This is a genomic window from Rhizobium indicum (genome assembly GCF_005862305.2).
In the GTDB taxonomy this organism is placed as follows: Bacteria; Pseudomonadota; Alphaproteobacteria; order Rhizobiales; family Rhizobiaceae; genus Rhizobium; species Rhizobium indicum.
In genome coordinates this window covers 1-19,619 of the sequence record NZ_CP054026.1, presented here as the reverse complement: position 1 = coordinate 19,619, position 19,619 = coordinate 1, and the positions used below count along the sequence as shown (strand labels likewise).

21 protein-coding genes are annotated in these 19,619 nt (G+C 60.8%); 7 read left to right on the top strand and 14 right to left on the bottom strand.

Annotation, left to right across the window (positions count from 1 at the left end; translation table 11 throughout):
• The first annotated feature begins 22 nt into the window (after positions 1–22).
• A complete protein-coding gene (locus tag FFM53_RS34890) occupies positions 23–751 on the top strand; it encodes an SDR family oxidoreductase (protein WP_173883714.1) in 729 nt (242 codons plus the stop codon).
• A gap of 43 nt (positions 752–794) precedes the next feature.
• Complete coding sequence (locus FFM53_RS34885; RefSeq protein ID WP_138390181.1) at positions 795–1,559, top strand: SDR family NAD(P)-dependent oxidoreductase; 765 nt, start codon at positions 795–797, stop codon at positions 1,557–1,559.
• 152 nt (positions 1,560–1,711) lie between these two features.
• Here FFM53_RS34885 and FFM53_RS34880 read toward each other — a convergent pair whose 3' ends face one another.
• From FFM53_RS34880 to rapA2, 6 genes are all read right to left on the bottom strand, one after another.
• Positions 1,712–2,734, bottom strand: coding sequence for a HAMP domain-containing sensor histidine kinase (locus FFM53_RS34880; protein WP_138390180.1), 1,023 nt, complete (start codon positions 2,732–2,734; stop codon positions 1,712–1,714).
• Positions 2,734–3,438, bottom strand: a complete 705-nt coding sequence (locus FFM53_RS34875; protein WP_138390179.1) for a response regulator — start codon at positions 3,436–3,438, stop codon at positions 2,734–2,736. The genes FFM53_RS34880 and FFM53_RS34875 overlap by 1 nt, the downstream gene beginning before the upstream one ends.
• A gap of 47 nt (positions 3,439–3,485) precedes the next feature.
• Entirely contained in the window at positions 3,486–4,982 is a 1,497-nt protein-coding gene (locus FFM53_RS34870) for a DUF4153 domain-containing protein (RefSeq protein WP_138390178.1), read from the bottom strand.
• A 304-nt stretch (positions 4,983–5,286) separates the two neighbouring features.
• Complete coding sequence (locus FFM53_RS34865) at positions 5,287–6,579, bottom strand: helix-turn-helix transcriptional regulator (protein ID WP_138390177.1); 1,293 nt, start codon at positions 6,577–6,579, stop codon at positions 5,287–5,289.
• Positions 6,580–6,665: 86 nt separating this feature from the next.
• Positions 6,666–6,854 carry a hypothetical protein gene (locus tag FFM53_RS34860; protein ID WP_138334545.1) on the bottom strand — a complete coding sequence of 63 codons (189 nt, stop codon included), beginning with the start codon at positions 6,852–6,854 and terminating at the stop codon, positions 6,666–6,668.
• Between the two features lie 193 nt (positions 6,855–7,047).
• Positions 7,048–7,758, bottom strand: coding sequence for a calcium-binding lectin RapA2 (gene rapA2, locus FFM53_RS34855; RefSeq protein WP_138334544.1), 711 nt, complete (start codon positions 7,756–7,758; stop codon positions 7,048–7,050).
• Positions 7,759–8,212: 454 nt separating this feature from the next.
• Between rapA2 and FFM53_RS34850 the strand changes: the two genes are divergently transcribed.
• From FFM53_RS34850 to FFM53_RS34835, 4 genes are all read left to right on the top strand, one after another.
• Complete coding sequence (locus FFM53_RS34850) at positions 8,213–8,365, top strand: hypothetical protein (protein WP_171600006.1); 153 nt, start codon at positions 8,213–8,215, stop codon at positions 8,363–8,365.
• A gap of 40 nt (positions 8,366–8,405) precedes the next feature.
• Entirely contained in the window at positions 8,406–8,642 is a 237-nt protein-coding gene (gene rpsU / locus FFM53_RS34845; RefSeq protein WP_003538346.1) for a 30S ribosomal protein S21, read from the top strand.
• Between the two features lie 60 nt (positions 8,643–8,702).
• On the top strand, positions 8,703–8,897 hold the full coding sequence (locus tag FFM53_RS34840; protein WP_003538349.1) for a hypothetical protein: 195 nt from the start codon (positions 8,703–8,705) through the stop codon (positions 8,895–8,897).
• A 111-nt stretch (positions 8,898–9,008) separates the two neighbouring features.
• Positions 9,009–9,488: a pyridoxamine 5'-phosphate oxidase family protein gene (locus tag FFM53_RS34835; RefSeq protein ID WP_138390176.1), complete on the top strand. Its 480-nt coding sequence runs from the start codon at positions 9,009–9,011 to the stop codon at positions 9,486–9,488.
• 116 nt (positions 9,489–9,604) lie between these two features.
• Here the strand turns inward: FFM53_RS34835 and FFM53_RS34830 are convergent, their stop codons facing one another.
• On the bottom strand, positions 9,605–10,513 hold the full coding sequence (locus FFM53_RS34830; protein ID WP_138390175.1) for a LysR family transcriptional regulator: 909 nt from the start codon (positions 10,511–10,513) through the stop codon (positions 9,605–9,607).
• A gap of 104 nt (positions 10,514–10,617) precedes the next feature.
• On the opposite strand from FFM53_RS34830, the gene FFM53_RS34825 reads away from it, so the two are divergent.
• Entirely contained in the window at positions 10,618–11,493 is an 876-nt protein-coding gene (locus tag FFM53_RS34825; protein WP_138390174.1) for an aldo/keto reductase family oxidoreductase, read from the top strand.
• 116 nt (positions 11,494–11,609) lie between these two features.
• On the opposite strand, the gene ppk2 is transcribed toward FFM53_RS34825, so the two are convergent.
• From ppk2 to FFM53_RS34790, 7 genes are all read right to left on the bottom strand, one after another.
• Positions 11,610–12,524, bottom strand: a complete 915-nt coding sequence (gene ppk2, locus FFM53_RS34820) for a polyphosphate kinase 2 (RefSeq protein ID WP_138390173.1) — start codon at positions 12,522–12,524, stop codon at positions 11,610–11,612.
• A gap of 110 nt (positions 12,525–12,634) precedes the next feature.
• Positions 12,635–14,287 (bottom strand): GMC oxidoreductase, encoded by a 1,653-nt coding sequence (locus tag FFM53_RS34815; protein WP_138390172.1) that lies wholly within the window; start codon positions 14,285–14,287, stop codon positions 12,635–12,637.
• An 83-nt stretch (positions 14,288–14,370) separates the two neighbouring features.
• On the bottom strand, positions 14,371–15,453 hold the full coding sequence (locus FFM53_RS34810; RefSeq protein ID WP_138390171.1) for an ABC transporter ATP-binding protein: 1,083 nt from the start codon (positions 15,451–15,453) through the stop codon (positions 14,371–14,373).
• A gap of 7 nt (positions 15,454–15,460) precedes the next feature.
• Positions 15,461–16,345, bottom strand: a complete 885-nt coding sequence (locus FFM53_RS34805; RefSeq protein WP_138390170.1) for a carbohydrate ABC transporter permease — start codon at positions 16,343–16,345, stop codon at positions 15,461–15,463.
• Positions 16,345–17,232, bottom strand: coding sequence for a carbohydrate ABC transporter permease (locus tag FFM53_RS34800; RefSeq protein ID WP_138390169.1), 888 nt, complete (start codon positions 17,230–17,232; stop codon positions 16,345–16,347). The genes FFM53_RS34805 and FFM53_RS34800 overlap by 1 nt, the downstream gene beginning before the upstream one ends.
• A 102-nt stretch (positions 17,233–17,334) precedes the next feature.
• Positions 17,335–18,567, bottom strand: coding sequence for an ABC transporter substrate-binding protein (locus tag FFM53_RS34795; protein ID WP_138390168.1), 1,233 nt, complete (start codon positions 18,565–18,567; stop codon positions 17,335–17,337).
• 58 nt (positions 18,568–18,625) lie between these two features.
• Positions 18,626–19,576 carry a sugar phosphate isomerase/epimerase family protein gene (locus FFM53_RS34790; RefSeq protein ID WP_173883712.1) on the bottom strand — a complete coding sequence of 317 codons (951 nt, stop codon included), beginning with the start codon at positions 19,574–19,576 and terminating at the stop codon, positions 18,626–18,628.
• Between the last annotated feature and the right edge of the window lie 43 nt (positions 19,577–19,619).

The following is a 19,619-nucleotide window of genomic DNA, read 5'->3' as shown; positions in this document are numbered from 1 at the left end:
AACCAGAAAGCAGAGGAAGAAAATGGGACAGGATCTGTCTGGAAAAGTCGCGGCCGTCACCGGAGCGGCGTCGGGTATCGGCCTTGAATGCGCCAAGACCATGCTTGCCGCGGGCGCTCGGGTCGTGCTGGTCGACCGAAATGAAGACGCCTTGAAGGAAATCTGCTCGAAACTCGACGCCAACGCCATTCCCTTGGTCATCGATCTCACCGATCCGAAAAGCGTCGAACGGATGATGCCTGAGATTCTGGAAAAAGCCGGCCAGCTGGACATCTTCCACGCCAATGCGGGCTCCTATATCGGCGGCGAGGTGCTGGGCGGCGACCCGGATGCCTGGGACCGGATGCTCAACCTGAACGTCAATGCCGCCTTCCGCTCGGTGCATGCCGTTCTGCCGCATATGGTCGAGCGCAAGACCGGGGACATCATCCTAACGAGTTCCGTTGCCGGCATGATCCCCGTCGTCTGGGAACCGATCTACACGGCCTCGAAACATGCCGTCCAGGCATTCGTCCATACACTGAGGCGGCAGGTGGCCAAGCATGGCTTGCGCGTCGGCGCCGTCGCCCCAGGCCCAGTCGTCACCGCCCTTCTCAGCGACTGGCCGCAGGAGAAGCTGGATGAGGCGCTCGCCGCGGGCGGCCTGATGGAGGCGAACGAAGTGGCCGAAGCCGTGCTTTTCATGCTGACGCGCCCACGCAACATTACGATCCGCGATCTCGTTATCCTGCCGCAGAGCGCGGACATCTGACGCAAGTGCGATCGCCTTCAACAACCGCCGAGAGGAAACGGACATGATCTTCGACAGATTTCGCCTGAACGGACAGGTTGCGCTGATCACCGGCGGCACGCGCGGCATCGGGCTTGCGATCGCCGAGGCGCTCGGCGAGGCGGGCGCCAAGATCATCATCACCGGACGAACCCGTAATTCAGCGGCGGAAGACCGGCTCTCCAAAGCCGGCGTCGATTGCGATTTCATCGCTGCCGACTTGATGAAGGAAATTGCTGCCGACGAACTCGTCACTGAGACCCTCTCACGGGCGGGGCGGCTCGACATCCTCGTCAACAATGCCGGCATCGCCATTCATGGCGACAGCGGCGAGTTCTCCGATGCCATCTGGCGGGAGATCATGACCGTCAATGTCGACACCGTCTTCCGCACTTGCCGCGCCGCACTCGCACCGATGCGGCGCCAGGGCGGCGGCGTCATCCTCAATATCGGCTCGATCTCGGGCATCGTTTCTAATATTCCGCAGAACCAGGTCGCCTATAACACCTCCAAGGCGGCGGTCCATATGATGACGAAGAGCCTCGCCAGCGAGGTCGCCGCCGAGAATATCCGCGTCAACGCCATCGCGCCGGGCTATATCGAAACCGATCTGTCGCGCGGCGGCATCGAAAATCCCGACTGGTTCCCGACCTGGCGCAGCATGACCCCGATGGGACGCGTCGGGCAGCCGGAGGAGGTGGCGGGTGCTGCCCTGTTCCTCTGCTCGGCGGCGGCAAGTTATGTCACCGGCGAAGTGCTGGTTATCGACGGCGGTTATACGACGCGGTGAGACGCGAATACGAGATTGGGGGAGGGTGGCTCGCAGCCGCTTGGTCGGGGGAGGGAATTTCTCTCCCTGCTGCGTATATAATCGTGGAGTGGGCCTCGAAGACAAATTGCGGCCCCTCAGCCAGTTCCGCCGCACATCGCATCTGTGCGATCTCAGCCGGATAAGATTTGCACGGGCATGGTGATTTCGAACTCGGTGCCTGCGCCGGTCGTCTGCAGCAGGCGGATCGTACCGCCATGGGAGCTCAGCATGGCGCGGACGATACCGAGGCCCATGCCGGTACCGCCCTGTTCGCGGCGGGTTGAGAAGAACGGCTGAAAGATGCGTTGGCGATTTGCCTCGGAGATACCGCTGCCGTCGTCACGGATAAGAATGACGGCTGTTCGGCCGTCGGCCGATACTTTCAGTTCCAACAGCGTGGCGCCGTGCTGAAGAGCGTTTTCGGCAAGGTTGGCAAAGGCGATGCCGGCTGCTTCCTGGGGAAGAGCAACCGATATTTCCGTATCGCCTGCGCCGGAAATATGGAGGGCGGGAAACCGTTCGCGCAGCGAGGATAAGATGTCGGTGACGTTGCTTCTGCCTTCGGCCACAGGCGTTTCCGCCTGCGCAAGCTCCCTCAACCGCTGCAACAATGCATCGAGCCGGACTGCGTCGGCGACGATGTTGTCGAGAAAGTGCAAACGCTGCGCCTTCGTCATCGGCCTCTCGACGTCATCGTCACGCAAAAGCTCAGCCGCGCCGCGGATGGCCGTCAGCGGCGATTTCAGTTCGTGGGAGACATGAGCGGCAAAGGAGCGGACATATTCGGTGCGATCGACCAGTTTTCCGGCTAGATCGAGGAAGCTTTGAGACAGCATGGCGATCTCGCGCGTTCCATAGCTTTCCAGCGGCCGGATTGCTCCCTTGCCGCCGCGGGCGATCTCTTCCGTGCGAGCGATCAGTGCGTCGATAGGGCCGGTGATGGTGCGCGTCAGCACATAGGCAACGCCGAGCGTCAGCATGAAGGCGACGGCGAGAGCGCCGATTTCCGCCGGCGCCATTCGGTTCGAACTCACTTCAAAGGCGCGAAACCAGATGACGACCAGGATCGGCAGCGCCATGACGGCGATAAGCACGACATAGACGATCAGCGCCAGCGTCGGCCGCCATTTCATCCTGACTTTCGGTGCCGGCATCAGGTCTTCCTCCCGATTTCGCCGCCGAGTTTGAAGCCGATGCCGTGAACCGTCACGATGATCCCTTGACCGCCGGCCGCCAGGAACTTGGCCCTGATGTTGCGGATATGGCTGTCGATCGTCCGGTCGGCGACATAGGTACCAGCGCCATAAGCCGCCTCCATCAGCCGTTCGCGGCTGAAGACCATATCGGGGCGTGACAACAATGCCTCCAGGATGGCGAATTCGAGCGCCGTCGTCGCGACGGCACTCTCGCCGAACATGACCGTCCTGCCGTGGCGATCCAGGCTGAGCTCGCCGGCGACGAGGCTGGCGTGGCGTCTCTCAGGTCCTGCCCCATTGCCGCTGCGCTTCAAGATCGCCTTGACCCTGGCGACGAGTTCGCGCGGGCTGAACGGTTTGGTGACATAATCATCCCCTCCGATTTCGAGACCCAATACCCTGTCGATCTCCTCGTCGCGCGCGGAAAGAAATAGGATCGGCAATCCCGAAGTCTTGCGGATCTGGCGGCAGACTTCCAGACCGTCCATATCGGGCATGCCGATATCGAGAATGATGAGATCGATGTTGCCACGGCGGAAAACGGCCATCGCCTCGACGCCGTTGCGGGCTGCCGTCGATGTGAGGCTGGCGCGCTCGAGGGCAAAGCAGATCACATCGCGGATGTGAGGTTCGTCGTCGACGACGAGAATGCGCGGCGCCATCATCGGTCCTGCGTTAGTTTGTTGTGCCTGTTGTTATCGTTCTCGTTCTATCTTGCAATGGCTGCGGGAGACAGAAGATAGGCCTCCAGTCGCGAAGAACGAAAACTCCAGCTCCGCCAGTCACGGGGGCGATGCTCGAATTTCCAGACGAGTGAGCCCCGGATGAGCTGTGCTTCACTGATCTTGTCGGTTCTATATTCCGGTAGCGCGCGGATATGGAGATCAAGGGCCGGAATGGCGGAAGGGCCAAGCGTGGAGAGATAATAGATATCGAGCGGCGGGCCTTCGTGGCTGATCTCCTGACTGTGGACGACATTGAAGCGGGCGATGGCATCAGGGAAATCGATGAAGGCGCTGATGTAGAGCACCGCAATCAGGGAAGCGAGGTTCGCGGCGATCAGCCACTCGTTGGATCTGTTGAGCAGAATGCGCAGCAGGATCAAGACAAGGCCGATAGCGACCAGGCCCATCCAGAGACCGGCGGCGACGCGCAGTTCCGTCAGGGAATAGGCCTCGACGTAAAGCCCAAGCCGCAGCATCGAGGACAGGCAGAGAAGGACATTCTGGACGATCCAGGCATGGACGAGGCCGCGGATCAGCGAACTTTGATCGCCGGGGCCGCCGCGCCGCATGGCGAGAAGAACGAAACCGGCGGCCAGAAGCGCCGTCGCAATCAGCGGATAGGCGCCGCGATGAGCATATTCGGCGTGGCTCATGTGATCGGGCAGATCTGCGCCGCCCCAGAGATAGACGAGATCGAGAAGCGTCTGCACCGCAAAGACCGCGTTGAAGAGGAGCAGCGACCGCAGCAGCGAGGCCTGGCCGAACGGTGCATTTCTGGTCGGCACGATGACGAACGCCCTGCTGGCTTGCGACCTCGCAGCGCGCCGCTTCAGGCGCGGCCGCAACATCGCCCAGACCACAGTAGCGATCATCATCCAGAAGCCGATCCGCCAAAGGTCGAGAAACTGCAGCAGAACGGCAAAACGGATACTGCGCAGCGCGATCTCGATCAGCGGGTTCGCAGCCGCAAAAAGGAACACGAAGATTGCGGCGAGAACGAGAGGCATGATCCAGAGACCGACGCCCTGCCAAACGACAGTGAAGGAGAAACGTTTGGCCGGCGTCTTAAGATATTTCCTAATATCGTCGGCAAGCCGCAAGGGAATGACAAGAGTGAAACGGAGAAACACCAGCGGCAGACCGATCAGACTGCGAGGCATAAGCCTGCCGCCGACGAGAGCAACCACTATCAGCGCGCTGAAGCAAAGGGCGATGCCGGTGAATGAGGGCGCTTCCAGCAGAGGTGCCGAGGCCAGAACCGAAAAACCAAACAGGAGAGCAGCCATTGACGGCGCTCGGATCTTCCCGGCCGAAAGTAGAATGCCGGTGCAGACGGCGAGTGCAAACAGGAAAAGATTTATCCCGGGCATCTCACCAAAGATCAGAAAATCAGACAGCGCCACCAGTGCAAACAGCGCGGTAATCCGGCCACTGCCACGCCTGATCGGCATTGCTTCTGTCAGCGTGTCGGTTGTGTCCATTGGTGCTCCTCTCGTAGATGCCGCTTTTCGATCACGATGAGCATGGTTGCTGGGGTCTCCTCGGAGGCGGTCCCTCGAGGCCAGCTCGCCTCCGTCAGCCACCATCCGTCATTGCGGAGGCGATCCGGCAAAGCCGGACGGCGTGGCGCGAGGGGGATGTCGTTCTTGCTCATGGCGGAAGAATGCCGCGCCGGATTGCAGATTTTGTGCAGAGAGTGAGCAGCAATTCAGGAAAATCACCCGGACCTATGAGGTCATGCAGCAGGCCTCTCCAGATCATCGCGTGAAGATAGCCTAGTAGAATTTACGATTGCCGCGGACGGCTCTTTCCATTCGTGCGGGACGGCGTCGCCGGCCTGTTTCCGGCGATCGGGATCGAGGCAATCAGCCTGGCGAGAGCCGCCTGGGATCGCACCCCCGTTTTGCCAAAGCATCGGCCGGTGTGGGTTTTTACCGTGTTGGACGAAATTCCAAGAACCCGGGCAATCTCGGGCAGATTCATTCCGCTGCCGATCAGTGCGGCGACCCGGGTTTCGGCTTCGGTCAGGCCAAAGATGTGTTGCAGTTGTTGCGCTTGCCGACGCGTCTTCGCTTCCGGATCGACGATATGAATGAGCACGCGCGCTCCACTATCAACCGCATCCCATATCGAAACCGCTGTCGGTGCAAGCGGCGTGATCATCACCAGATAGGGCGGCAAACCCGATGGCCGGGAGATCGACAATGCCCCGTCGAAAGGCGTGTCTTCGCCATCGGCTATCAGCAAAGCCTGACGAATGGCGTTCACTAGGCGGGTGGATGTCTTCGAAATATGGGCGGCAAGCGAGGGCGTCTCGGATCGGCTGAGAAAAATGCCGTCGGCCTGCTTGAGCAGTGCTTCGGCTGCCGCATTCAAGAGAAGGACCGCACCCCGACCATCGATCAGCACAGCCGCATCCGCGATTGCATCGATCAGCCGTTGCGGCAATTCGGGTGCGCGGGCGATCCGGTTTACCTGAAAGGAAAGATCGATCGCCCGCGCCATGTGCGGGCTCAGCCGCCCTAACCGTGCTGCCGCTTCCGCGGCGTGCTCGTCTTGCTGACGAGACAGGAACAGAGCGACACCGCCGATACCTCCCCGCTCGTGCAGGCTGGCATGCGGCAGGAAGAGCTGATTGAAGATGTTTTGAGGCTTGCAGATATCGGCGTAAAACGCGGAATGCCTTACGGCCTCTGCATCGATCAACCTATTGCCGACTGCAATCTCGCCCGGCTTTACCTTCTCGAATGCGCGGGCATAGGGGTTGCTCGTGTAATGCTGTAGATAGAGCGCATTCAAATCTTCGCGCATACGGCCGGGGATCAGAAAGCTGCCGCGGCCATCGGGCGCCTGATAGACAATATTTCCGGCGACGGCACCGACGTAATCAACGATCGCGCACAGCGTATCCGGCCATAGTTCTGAACGGACCGCCGCCTGATAGACAGCATCAACGATATCGACATGATCCATATCAGCGCCGCTCGTTTTCACGATGATGGTTCCGCCAAATGCAACGATCGCACCATTTCGATTACTGCCTAAATGTCTAAGGAGAGGCAAAATAGCGAGCGTCACCCGATCAGGCGATATCTTGCGCCGTCTCGTTCACCGAATGACTTGCCGGGATTTGTGAGAAGATCGTTGAAGAAATGGAGGAGGCCTCATCTGAACCTTGGCGCGCGCTTGGCATTGTGAAGCAATTCGGAGGCGGTCGCGAACGGCCCAAAGAGTTTGAGCAGCAGCGCTTGTTCCTCGGAATCTATGCGGTGACGAGCGCAGAACTCCGTCACGGACCAGACTTTCGTCAGATCGTCTGTTTCGACTTGCCTGGGTTCGATGTGTTCGGTCACGGCGTGTCCTCCGAATATCAAGACTACGCCACGCCGGCATTTATAAGAACTAGCTAAAAAGAATTATGCCGTTTTGCAGACCATCGGAATATGATTGGCTCCCCCCGGCGGACTTGCGTCAATCAGGCCGATATACGAAGACGCCCGCCGATTGCGCGGCGGGCGTCATGTCTCACTGATCTATGACTGCTGATCAAACGAGAGCGTCGGTGCCCGTGATGTTGAGCGTCAGAACGCCAGCATCCGTGTGGCCTTCGCCATCGGAGATCTTGTAATACTGGACGGTTTCCGTGACGGTCTGGCCAGCAGCCAGGTCATCCGTCAGCTCATAGGTGAATTCGCCATTCGGCTTGACGTGGAAGACGCCATAGTCGCCGACGATGTCGGTAACAGCGTCGGGGCCGCTCTTAGCGCTGACATTCGTGCCGTCGAACTGGCGGAGGAAGAGGTGACCATTGTCGCCGGCAATGTCGTTGTCCAGAACGTTGCCGCCGATGGCGTCGCCTTCGTTGAAGCTGTAGTGGTCGTCAACAGCGATCGGCTTTACCTGGGTGACGCCCTGGATGTTCAGGGTGAACAGGCCGACGTCGGTATGACCGCTGCCGTCGGAGATCTTGTAGGAAACCTTCTCCTGGAACGATTCGCCGTTGGCGAAACCGATCTTGGCAGCGTCGCTCAGGACATAGGTGTAGCTGCCGTCCGGCTTGACGAAGAAGGTGCCGTAATCGCCCTGGATTTGGGTAACCTGGCTGTTGCCGCTCTTGGCGCCTACGCTTGCGCCGTCGAAGGCGCGCAGGAACAGGTGGCCGTTGTCGGAGGAATCGTTGGAAAGCAGATTTCCGGAAATAACGTCGGTTTCTTGAAATGTTGCACTATCATCAGTTGCATGTATCGGCGAAGCCATTGCTCTCTCCTCAAATTGTTTATTAGCGGGTCAATTTCGACCTCAGCGAGCGGCTCCTTTAACAACCTATTAATACTACAAGTCAATGGCCTATTTAACAGAAGGTTAATTTCGATGGCGATCTTCGCGTTGCTTCCATTCTGGCGGAATAATGTCGCTCTCGCGCCAAATTGAAGAAAATTCGACAAAAACTATACCCGGCTAACTTGAATAAAATGGCACCGAGTATATCTGAAGGCGATTAGCGGTGCCCGCGCCATGCCATCCGGGCTATCCGTTGCAATTCTGCTCGCCGAGCCCTATGTTGCTGGATGTACCCGATCCAAGCGGAAATCCAAGCCGTTGCCGGCTGCTGCTTGAGACGCTTATGCATCGGCGCGCGCCTTAAGGCTGCGTGATGGGCAATCCCACAAACAATCGATAACGTCGGCCAAGGCCGGCAAAGGATTTCTTTTTGAACAACACACATACAGCCACCGCGGTTGCGGCGGCGAATCCGCGTGAGGATGACGAGGCTGTCCGCAATGTTCCCAGGAGCTGGAAGCCGTTTCCCTGCCTTCTCACCCGCCGCGAATTGCAGGCTCTGATCGCCGAGCAGCTCGGCTGAGCGGCGATCGGGCCACCATCCCAGACAAGGAGAACTCGAAATGCAGGTACTCGTCAGAGACAACAATGTCGATCAAGCGCTCAGAGTCTTGAAAAAGAAAATGCAGCGCGAAGGGCTGTTCCGCGAAATGAAAGAACGGCGCGCCTATGAGAAACCGTCCGAACGGCGCGTCAGGGAAAAGGCGCAGGCGATCAGCCGACATCGCAAGGCTGCACGCAAGCAGATGCAGCGTGAAGGCCTGCTGCCCGGTCCGAAGCGGGCGGTGGCCGCCCGCTAGCGGCTTTATCCTCACCAGCCTTTTCGGGCTTTGGTGGTTACATTCCTGAAAGGACAGACAATGGACGAACTCAATAGCCTCACCGTTTCAGAGGAACGCCTCGAGGATTGCCGCGATGTCGTGGAGCCGGATCTGCAGGATCTGATTCAACGCGCTCTGACATCGGGCTTTTCCCGGGAGGAAGTTCTCATCGCCGTCAGTGAACTGGTCGCCGAAGACTTCGCAATGGTGATGAAAACCCCAAGCGTCCATTGATCGACTGCGTGCCTCAATCACCTTTGGAAGGGGCTCACTACTAGGGCCCGCCGCTGGGAACATCGGCCTTCGTAGATGGTTACTTCGTCTCTTGCACAGATGGAGATGACGATGGCCAATCAAGACAATGCGACACGGGTATGGGAATTGATCGACAAGATCGGGTTTTGCATGCTGACGACCCGCAGCGGCGACGATCTCAGAGCCCGCCCGATGTCCGCCTATACCGCGCAGCTCGAGAATGCGATCTATTTTCTGACGGATGTCAGCAGTCACAAGGACGATGAAATCACTCGCTGGCCAAACGTCTGCCTCGCCTTTGCCGACACCAAGGGACAGAAATATGTTTCCGTATCGGGGACGGCCGAGGTGCAAAACGACCGGGAGAGAACCAAGGAATTATGGGCGACGCCGGCAAAGGCCTGGTGGGACAATCCCGACGATCCTTCCATCCGCATCCTCAAGATGACGCCGGCTACGGCCGAATATTGGGACAGCCCCGGCACGATCATCAGCTATATCAAGATGGCGGCCGCAGCGGTCTCGAATACCAAACCTGATATGGGCGACAATGCCGAGGTCAAGCTCTAGCGCATCGTCGGCCATTAAGCCCGCTTACAGCGCCGCATCTTTTAGACGCGCAAAGGATGCTGTAACTCTTTGAATTTCTGCATATTTTATCCTTAGATCAATTCCGGCTTAAGGAATTATGCGGTAGCCGATGCCTTGACAAAGTCGATGAATGCCCGGAGCGGCGCCGGCACCAGCCGACGCCCGGGATAGTAGAGGAACGGCCCGGAGAAGCGTTGCCACCACGGTTCGAGGAGGGGTTCCAGGACGCCGTTGTCGAGATGCGGGCGCAGCCAGTCCTCGAAGAGGCAGACGATCCCTGTTCCTGATATCGCTGCATCGACGGCCAAATCGGTCGCTCCGCCGACCCGCACGATCAACGGCCCCGTTGGATCGACCCGCACTATCTCGCCATCGCGCTCGAACTCCCACGGCGCCGTCATCGCACCGCTGGAAAAGCGACCCAATAGACAGGCATGGCCGAGCAGCTCGCTCGGATGTTGCGGCCGGCCACGGCGATCCAGGTAGTCCGGGGAGGCTGCGATGGCAAAGCGCTGGACGCGTGGCCCGATCGGTATCGCGATCATATCCTGCTCCAACCGCTCGTCATAGCGGATTCCAGCGTCGCAGCCCGCCGCGATCACGTCGACAAAGCTCTCGTCGGTTACCACCTCCAGCCGAATATCGGGATAGGCGGCGAGGAACGGTGGAACGATGGCGGGCAGAACCAGCCGCGCCGCGCTAACCGGCACATTGAGACGCAAGGCACCGGCCGGCCTGTCGCGAAATCCGTTGACGACGTCGAGGGCAGACTCCACCTCGCTCAAAGCAGGGCCGAGCCGCTCCAGCAGGCCCTTGCCTGCTTCGGTCGGGACGACACTGCGTGTCGTCCGGTTGAGCAGCCTGACGCCGAGCTGGGCCTCCAGGCGGCGCACCGCTTCGCTGAGAAAGGAGGCGCTGCTGCCACTGACGCGCGCGCCCTCGCGGAAACCCCCGGCACGGGCCACGGCAACAAAGGCATTGAGATCACCCAGATCTGCTTTCATTGTTCGCCACTCCGCACAGCCCGTGCGGATTATAGCCAATTTTCACGCGCGCCGACAATGCTTATCTTGGGCCTATCTTGGCGTCATCTCTTGAAAGGAATTAGATCATGACTATCGATCAGTCCGGCACGTTCAACCTCGGCGACCGCAGCGTGAAACGGCTTGGCTATGGCGCCATGCAGCTTGCCGGGCCTGGCGTGTTTGGTCCGCCCAAGGATCATGGCGCGGCATTGGCCGTGCTGCGAGAGGCGGTCTCGAGCGGCGTAAACCACATCGACACCAGCGACTTCTATGGCCCGCACGTCACCAACCAGATCATCCGCGAAGCGCTGCATCCCTATCGCGACGATCTCGTCATCGTCACCAAGATCGGCGCCCGGCGCGGCACGGATGGATCGTGGATGCCGGCCTTCTCGCGTGAAGAACTGACCGCGGCAGTGCACGACAATCTCCGCAATCTCGGCCTCGATGTGCTTGATGTCGTCAATCTCAGGATCATGTTCGACGTGCACGGCCCGGCCGAAGGGTCAATCGAAGCGCCACTGACGGTCCTTGCCGATCTCCAGCAGCAAGGCCTGGTCCGTCACATCGGGCTGAGCAACGTCACATCCAAACAAATCGCCGAAGGGCGTGGGATCACCGAGATCGACTGCGTGCAGAACCAGTACAATCTGGCGCATCGGGCCGACGATGCTCTGATCGACGATCTCGCGCACGACGGCATTGCCTATGTGCCGTTCTTCCCGCTCGGCGGGTTCAGCCCGCTGCAGTCTTCCACCCTGTCCGATGTCGCAGCACGCCTCAACGCCACGCCTATGCAGGTGGCGCTCGCCTGGCTGCTGCGTCGCGCGGAAAACATCCTACTGATCCCCGGCACCTCTTCCGTCGGCCATCTCAGGGAGAACCTCGCCGCCGCCGCGCTCGCGCTGCCGGATGAAGCCGTCTCGGAATTGAACCGCATAGCTGATGTCGCCGCCTGACGGCAGCCGATGACTGCAAACCGATCCGATCGCTACGCCACGCTCTCGCATGGCGTAGCGAAGCAATACCGCTGCCGCTATTTCCTCAACTCCGCCGACCCGTTGCGACTATGCTTTCAATAGCGCTCCGGCACATACATTTCAGGTGGAACCGGCGCCCTGTTGTAATCGGCGTTACGGATGCGGTCCGGCAACTGGATCTCAGGTTTGGGAACATCCTCGTAAGGGATCTGCTCGAGAAGATGGGCAATGCAGTTCAAACGCGCCCGTTTCTTGTCCACGGCCTGTACTACCCACCAGGGTGCATCCTCCGTGTGGGTACGCGCCAGCATTTCTTCCTTGGCTTTGGTGTATTCCTCCCAATGGACACGGCTTTCCATATCCATAGGTGAGAGCTTCCATTGCTTCAGCGGATCGTGGATACGCATATTGAAGCGGAATTCCTGCTCCTCGTCGGTGATCGAAAACCAGTATTTGATCAGCACGATTCCGGAGCGGACCAGCATCCGTTCGAATTCGGGCACCGAGCGGAAGAACTCCTCGAGTTCATCAGGGGTGCAGAACCCCATCACGCGCTCGACACCGGCGCGATTGTACCAGCTTCGGTCGAAGAGCACGATTTCGCCACCGGTCGGAAGATGCGGGACATAACGCTGGAAATACCATTGATGGCGCTCCCGCTCGGTCGGGGCGGGCAGCGCGACCGTCCGGCAGACACGTGGATTAAGGCGCTGGGTCACGCGCTTGATCGCGCCTCCCTTGCCGGCCGAATCCCGGCCTTCAAACAGCACCACCACCTTCAGCTTCTTATGCTGAACCCAATCCTGCAGCCGCACCAACTCGTGCTGCAACCGGAAAAGCTCCCGGAAGTAGATCTTTCGCTCGAGCGTCTGCTCCGCCGGTTCCGACATTCCTTCGGCGACCAGATCGTCTAGCCGGTCTTCCTCCATCTGCATTTCCAGCTCTTCATCGAAGCTGTCGGCGATCTCGGCCTTTATGCGGCTGAGTTGGTCCTGATGTGTCTGAGACATGGATTTCCCTTCCTGCTTTCGTTGACAGGAGCATGTCAGTGCGAAGTTTATATGACGACCACTGATCGAAGGCTGAAACGGTTTACCCGGGTCCCTCGTTCCAAGCGCGGCTATAGCCGTCCTGTCCTGAATTGGTCGACAAGATTCCGACAGGCGCGGATCGTCAGGGCCATGACGGTGAGCGTCGTGCCGGCGATGCCGCTGCCGGGGAAGGCGCTGGCGTCGGTGACGATGAGGTTCGGGGCATCCCAGACCTGGTTGTAGGGGTTGAGCACAGAAGCTTGCCGGTTTTCGCCCATGCGCGCGCCGCCCGTCTCATGGATTGCGGCGCCCATGCACATGGTTTTGCGGAACCACTTGCGGAACATGAAGCGGCTGAAGGCATCGGCTTCGGGAAAGGCGCCCTTGCCCATTTCCTTGAGGCCGGTGGGCGAGCCGATGAATTCGAGGTCGCCGCCAATCTCCTTGATCATGGCGATCAACGTCTCCTCCTGCCTTCTGAGCAGCGCCTGCTCCTCCTCCTGCATGACGCAGCGGATATGCGGCACGGGAATATTCCAGGCATCCTTGCGCCTCAGATCGAGCGTGATGCGGTTGTCGGCATAGGGCAGCATGCGGCCGAAACCGAAGAAGGCGAGACGCGCATCGGTGTCCCCGGAGACCGGCGCGCGGCCGACGCTTCCCTGGTAGTCGAAATCGCCGCGGGCGGCGTCGCCCTCGCCGAAACGGGGAATGAAGATCCCGCCCGACGGATTGTAGAATGGGTCGGTCGGCGCGGAGTCGTCGGGCGCCCAGCCCTTCGCCTTGGAAAAAGACCCGAAGGCGAGGCACGGCAGCTGGTCCATGAAATAGCGACCGAGAGCGCCCGAGCTGTTGCCGAGCCCATCCGGATGTTTCGCCGAAGCCGAATTCAACAGCAGCCGCACGCTCTCTATCGGCGAGGCGGAAAGCACCACCGTCGCGGCGCGAGCCGTCGATACCGCACCCGTGTTGCGATCGATGTATTCCGCGCCGGTGGCGCGGCCGGTCTTCTCATCCGTGGTGATACGGCGAACGACGGCGTCGTAGAGGATGGTCAGCTCACCGGTCGCCTTTGCTTCTCGCAGCGGTCGCGGCATCCGGTCGGCGTCAGGCGCGATGTAACGCCAGGAGACGACGTGCCTTTCCGGCCAGCGGCTTTCGACCGCCTGCTTGAAGATCTGTTCGGCGGGCGTCAGGCTTGCCGGCTTCGCATAGACGCCGTCCGGCAGCGTGGCGACGTTGTCCTTATTGCCGTAGAGCCCGAGATAGGTCTCGACTTCGTCGTAGAAAGGCGCCAGTTCGTCATAGGAGACCGGCCAGTCCACGCCCTTTCCGGCGCGCGATCGGATCTTGAAGTCGTCGTCGGTCCAGCGCAGCAGCACCCGGCCGAAACTGTGGAGGCGCCCGCCGCCCTGGCGGCCGCGGATCCAGAGGAAGGGTTCGCCCTTCGGCGTCGTATAGGGATTCTTGCGGTCGTTGACGAAGAAGTGGCTGAAGCGCTCGGTGAAAAACGCTGCGCGCGCCTGGATCGGCTGGCCCTTGAGAGTGGCCCGCGCACGCTCCCAGATATTGATACTGCTTGCCGGCGCCTTCTTGCGCGCGGGATCGAAATCCTTCGGTCCGACGGTGGGGCCGGCCTCGAGCAGCAGCACCGACAACCCCTGTGTCGTCAGTTCCTTTACCGCAAAGGAACCCGCCGCGCCGGAGCCGATCACCAGCGAATCATAGACGATCTCAGACATGTCTTTTCAAATCCTGTCCTGGAGCAATCCTCAAAACGGCGCGAAACGCGCCCGGAATTGCGGGAAAACAAAGGGATGGCGCGTCACAGCCGCGATCCGTCAGCGCCGAAGAGGGATGCCTTGGCGATATCGAGCCCGGGAGCCAGAGCATCGCCAGGCTGCAGGGTGACATCGCCCATGAGCCGGAGCGAGAGGCTCTGGTTTGCCCAGTCGAACCAGACGACGGCGTCCGAACCCATCGGCTCGACGACGGAAACGCGACCGGGAATGGTGGGCAGGCCGCTCGTGGCGCCATCGAGCACAAGGTGTTCCGGGCGAAAGCCGAGAGTAGCAGGACCTTCCGCTGCGTCCGCCCGGAAGGAATAACCGGAGAGGTCGATAGTAAGCTCCTTACTCCGGAAGACCGGAGCGCCGTTGCCGCGCTCGATCCGGCCCTCGGCGAAATTCATGGCCGGAGCGCCAATGAAGCCGGCAACGAAGAGATTGGCCGGACGGCGGTAGATCTCGGCCGGCGAGGCGAGCTGCTGGATCACACCATCGCGCATGATGGCGATGCGGTCGGCCAGCGTCAGGGCCTCGACCTGGTCGTGGGTGACGTAGATCATCGTATTGCCGAGGCGCTGGTGCAGCTTCTTGATCTCGACGCGTAATTCGTTGCGCAGTTTGGCATCGAGGTTCGACAGTGGTTCGTCGAACAGGAAGACATCGACTTCACGCACCAGCGCCCGGCCGATGGCGACGCGCTGGCGCTGACCGCCGGAAAGCTCGGCAGGGCGCCGGTCGAGCAGCTTGCCGAGCTGGAGAAGGGCGGCGGTGCGGGCGACGCGGGCCTCGATCTCGGCCTTCGGCAGGCGGGCGACGCGAAGGCCGAAGGAGAGGTTCTTGCGGACCGACATGCGGGGATAGAGCGCGTAGGATTGGAAGACCATGCCGATGCCGCGGTCCTTCGGCTCCTCCCAGCTGACGTTCTTGCCCGAGATCCAGACCTCGCCTGATGTGATGTCCTGAAGGCCGGCAATGGCGTTCAGGAGCGTGGACTTGCCGCAGCCGGAAGGGCCGAGCAGCACCAGGAACTCCCGCGGCGCGATATCGATCGACATCTTCTCGATCACCGTATGATCGCCATAGGCGATCTTCAGGTCCTTGACGGAGACGGCAGATTGCATGGAAGCGCTACCCCTTGACTGCGCCGGCCGCGATGCCGCGCACGAACCAGCGGCCGGACAGGAAATAGATGGCAAGCGGAACGATGGCGGTGAGGATCGTCGCCGCCATGTTCACGTTGTAGGTTCGCTCGCCCATCGTGGTGTTGACGATATTGTTGAGCTGCACGGTCATTGGCAGGTTGTCTCGGCCGGCAAAGACGAGACCGAGCAGGAAGTCGTTCCAGATGCCGGTGAATTGCAGCATGGAGACCACGACGACCATCGGCACGGCAATCGGCAGCATGATCTCGAAAAAGATGCGCCAGAAGCCCGCGCCGTCGACGCGCGCCGCCTTGCAAAGCTCCTCCGGCACGCTGACGAAATAGTTGCGGAAGAGCAGCGTCACCAGCGGCAGACCGAAGATGACATGCACGAGAATGATGCCGGCCAGTGAATTATAGAGATCGATATTCGCCATCGCCCGGACCATCGGATAGAGGAAGATCTGGTAGGGGATGAGGCCGCCGGCCATCAGCAGGCCGAAGAGCAGGTTTGCCCCGCGCGGCCGCCAGAGCGACAGCGCATAGCCGTTGACGGCGCCGATGAAGACCGAGAGCGCGACCGAGGGAAGGGTGATCGCCACCGAATTCCAGAAGCCGCTGCGAATGCCGACGCAGACGGTTCCCATGCAGGCGCCCGACCAGGCAGTGGCCCAGGCAGAGAAATCGAGCGTGGCCGGCAGGGCAAAGATCTGCCCGAGGCGGATTTCATCCATTGACTTCAGCGAGGTGACGACCATGGTGTAGAGCGGAAGAAGGAAGAAAAGTGCTGCGACGACAAGGAAGACATAGAGGCCGATGCGCCCGGCGGTGATCTGTGCCGGCTTCGGGCCATTCGGATGAAGACGGGCCATCACGCGGCCCCCTTTGCTTTGTCGCGCATGTGCATCGCATAGCGGAACGGAGCGACGGCAATGATCACGCCGAGGACAAGCACCGTCGCGCCTGCTGTCGCGAGGCCGAGGTTCTGGCGCCCGAACAGATTGTCCATGATGAATTTCGCCGGCACCTCCGTCGCATTGCCGGGGCCGCCATTGGTCATGGCAACGACAATGTCGTAGGTCTTGATCACGCCCATGGCGAGCAGCATGCCGGCTGCGGCCAGCGCCGGCCCGAGCTGCGGCAGGATGATCGAGACATAGATCCGCCAGACGGGAATGCCGTCGATCCGCGCCGCCTTCCATTGCTCGGCCTCGATGCCACGCATGCCGGCGAGCGCAATGACCATGACAAGCCCCGCGCCCTGCCATACGCCGGCAAGCACCAGCGCATAGATCGCCATGTCGCGATTGACCACCCAGTCGAGGACGAAGCTTTCCCAGCCGAGCGAACGCACGCTCGCCTGGATGCCGAGCATCGGATTGAGCATCCATTGCCAGATCAGCCCGGTCACCACGAAGGACATGGCGTAGGGATAGAGGAATATGGTCCTGAAGGCGCTTTCGAAGCGGATCTTACGATCCAGCGCCGCCGCCAGCAGGAAGCCCAGCAGCAAACAGCCTGCGACGTAGAGGACGCCGAAGATCAACACGTTTTGCAGCGAGGCCAACCACTTGGCGGAAGAGAAGAGCTTCGAATACTGCGCCAAGCCGACATAGGTCGAGGACGGAAAAAGCGTCGAATTGGTGAAGGACAGGCGGATCGACCAAGCCATGGTGCCGATGAAGACCACGACCGCGACGAACCATGTCGGCAGCAAGGCGATGGTCGCGGAAAGATTGGGCTTGCGTTTGATGGACATCGGCCAGCTCGTTGACGGAGTGGAAAGCAGGGCTCGGGCCGCTGGGTGGGGCGGCAGCCGGCAGCCGTGGCGTCGGATCAGGCCGACGCCACGGGTACTATCCTACTCGAAGATGGCGAAGAAGTTTTCGGCTGCGGCGCCCGCATCGCTCGAGCCCCCGCTCCAGTATTCGTCGACGAAGTCGTCGAGCGCGCCGACCTGCTGGGGCGTCAGCACGATCGCCTGGTCCGGTACGATCGCCCCGGCGCTCATCAGCTCGACACCCTTCTGCGCGCAGGCGTCCAGCTTCGACTTGTCGACGTCGGCGCGCATCGGAACCGAACCCTTCTTGAGGGCGAATTCGACCTGGACGGCCGGGTCCATGACGACTTCGGCGAGAAGCTTCTGTGCCTTGTCGGTCTCGGCCTTGCCGGTCTTGGGGAACCAGAGGGCGTCGGCGATGTAGACCATGCCCTTCGACTCCGGCACGATCATGCAGCCATAATCCTTGCCCGGCTCCTTGCCGGCGACGGTGAATTCGCCCTTGGCCCAGTCGCCCATGAACTGCACGCCGGCCTTGGCCGTGATCAGCATGGCGGTCGCGTCGTTCCAGTTGCGGCCGGCGGCACCCGCATCGACATAACCGCGCAGCTTGCCGAGGATCTCCAGGGTCTTCTTCACGCCTTCGACGGACGCCGGGCTCTTATCCTTGTCGACATAGATCTTCAGGAAGCCGTCGATCCCGACCTGCGAGAGCAGGATCATGTTGAAGACCTTGGTTTGCTGCCAGGGCTGGCCACCCCAGGCGACCGGAACCATGCCGGCAGCCTTCAGCTTATCGAGATCGGCAAAGAGCTCGTCCCAGGTCTTGGGCTCTTGCGAAATACCGGCCTTCTCGAAGGCTTCCTTGGAATAGAAGAGCCAGCTTTCACCATGCGCGCCGGTCGGCGCAAGGTAGATCTTGCCGTCATAGGAGATGAGATCGTGGATCGATTTCGGCAGGGCGTCGGCCCATTTGCCGGCAGCGGCCACGTCGTCGATCGGATTGAACAGGCCCTGATTGATGAAATCGGCGGCAGCGAGACCGATGACGCCCTGCTTGGCGCCAGGCGCGTCACCGGCGACGATACGGTTCTGGAAGGCGGCATCGGCCGCACCGAAGCCGGCGATCGAGGAATCCTTCCAGACGCCGCCGCGCTTTTCGAACTCGGTCTTGATGACGTTGAGGGCGGCTGCTTCGCCGCCCGATGTCCAGGACGACATGATCTCGATCGTCGGCTTGTCCTCGGCATGCGCCGAGGCGAAGAGACCGGCGAACGCCACGCCGGCAAGAAAAAGCTTCATCATGGTCTTCATTGTTCCACCTCTTGAAAATGCCCTCTTTGCGGGGCGTTTGTTGTCTTAGGGATGACTGTCAGCGATAGATCGGCAGGAGCGCCTGCCGGACGAGCGTGAGCCCGTTGGCGATGTCGCGGACGGGATCCGGCGCGGCATCGAGTTCGAGGATCGCCCAGCCTTCATAGGCCCGGTCGCGCAGCAGCCGGATCCAGGCCGGCCAGTCGACCCGTCCGAGGCCGAAGCTGCAGAAATAGGGCTGGTGGTGTTCATGGATGTGCTTGTCGATCGGCGTGTCGGCGGGCATCGGGCCAATTGCATCCTTCCAGTGGGCGATGATCATGCGCTCGTGATGGCGATCGACGAGCTGGACGGGATCGGAGCCGGCAACGATGATATGGGCCGTGTCGGGGCACATGTGCACGTAGGCCGGGTCGGTCAAAAGCATCATCAGATCGACGTCGCGCGCGGCGGCAAAGATCGAGTGCGCCTCGGTGTGCAGCGCAAGCCGCACGCCCCTGCCATAGAGGGTCGCGCCGAGCCGGTTCAGAAAGTCGGCAATCACCTTCGCACGGTCGAAATCGTAGAATTGCACCGGCTGGGCGCCGAGCGTCTGGCGTAGCGGCGCGCCAATCACCATGATGTCGCTGCCGCAAGCTTTCAGGAAGTCGGCATATCGTTCCGCCTTGTCGATCAGCGCGCGCTGGGCCTCGGGCTCAGCGAAGTCGCCGGCCGCCTCAAGGTCCGCGAAGAAGCCGCTGCACAGCGTCAGACCGCGTCTTGTCAGCTCGGCTGCGAAGGCATCGACTGAACCATAGGTCTTGATGGCGTCCTGCCAGTTGAAGGGAGAGAAGGTCAGCTCGACGCCGGTAACGCCGGAGGCCTGGACACTGTCGAGGATCTTGTCCCAGAAGGCGCGCGGCTCGGCGCGTGCATGGTCGACGATCGCATCGTGGCTGTCGACGCCCCAGAAGCCGGGATGGAAGCATGTCACAAGATCGACGCCGAAGCGCAGCTTGTCAGTAGCCATAATTTGTCCATTTCTCGAGGCATGACCCACCAGCGTGCGGAAG

Coding starts and splice junctions, on each gene's coding strand:
- FFM53_RS34810 (WP_138390171.1), bottom strand. CDS start 15,453: ATGCAATCTGCCGTCTCCGTCAAGGACCTGAAGATCGCCTATGGCGAT.
- FFM53_RS34835 (WP_138390176.1), top strand. CDS start 9,009: ATGGCCAATCAAGACAATGCGACACGGGTATGGGAATTGATCGACAAG.
- FFM53_RS34815 (WP_138390172.1), bottom strand. CDS start 14,287: ATGTCTGAGATCGTCTATGATTCGCTGGTGATCGGCTCCGGCGCGGCG.
- FFM53_RS34870 (WP_138390178.1), bottom strand. CDS start 4,982: ATGGACACAACCGACACGCTGACAGAAGCAATGCCGATCAGGCGTGGC.
- FFM53_RS34875 (WP_138390179.1), bottom strand. CDS start 3,438: ATGGCGCCGCGCATTCTCGTCGTCGACGACGAACCTCACATCCGCGAT.
- FFM53_RS34795 (WP_138390168.1), bottom strand. CDS start 18,567: ATGAAGACCATGATGAAGCTTTTTCTTGCCGGCGTGGCGTTCGCCGGT.
- FFM53_RS34880 (WP_138390180.1), bottom strand. CDS start 2,734: ATGCCGGCACCGAAAGTCAGGATGAAATGGCGGCCGACGCTGGCGCTG.
- FFM53_RS34885 (WP_138390181.1), top strand. CDS start 795: ATGATCTTCGACAGATTTCGCCTGAACGGACAGGTTGCGCTGATCACC.
- FFM53_RS34830 (WP_138390175.1), bottom strand. CDS start 10,513: ATGAAAGCAGATCTGGGTGATCTCAATGCCTTTGTTGCCGTGGCCCGT.
- ppk2 (WP_138390173.1), bottom strand. CDS start 12,524: ATGTCTCAGACACATCAGGACCAACTCAGCCGCATAAAGGCCGAGATC.
- FFM53_RS34800 (WP_138390169.1), bottom strand. CDS start 17,232: ATGTCCATCAAACGCAAGCCCAATCTTTCCGCGACCATCGCCTTGCTG.
- FFM53_RS34790 (WP_173883712.1), bottom strand. CDS start 19,576: ATGGCTACTGACAAGCTGCGCTTCGGCGTCGATCTTGTGACATGCTTC.
- FFM53_RS34840 (WP_003538349.1), top strand. CDS start 8,703: ATGGACGAACTCAATAGCCTCACCGTTTCAGAGGAACGCCTCGAGGAT.
- FFM53_RS34805 (WP_138390170.1), bottom strand. CDS start 16,345: ATGGCCCGTCTTCATCCGAATGGCCCGAAGCCGGCACAGATCACCGCC.
- rapA2 (WP_138334544.1), bottom strand. CDS start 7,758: ATGGCTTCGCCGATACATGCAACTGATGATAGTGCAACATTTCAAGAA.
- rpsU (WP_003538346.1), top strand. CDS start 8,406: ATGCAGGTACTCGTCAGAGACAACAATGTCGATCAAGCGCTCAGAGTC.
- FFM53_RS34890 (WP_173883714.1), top strand. CDS start 23: ATGGGACAGGATCTGTCTGGAAAAGTCGCGGCCGTCACCGGAGCGGCG.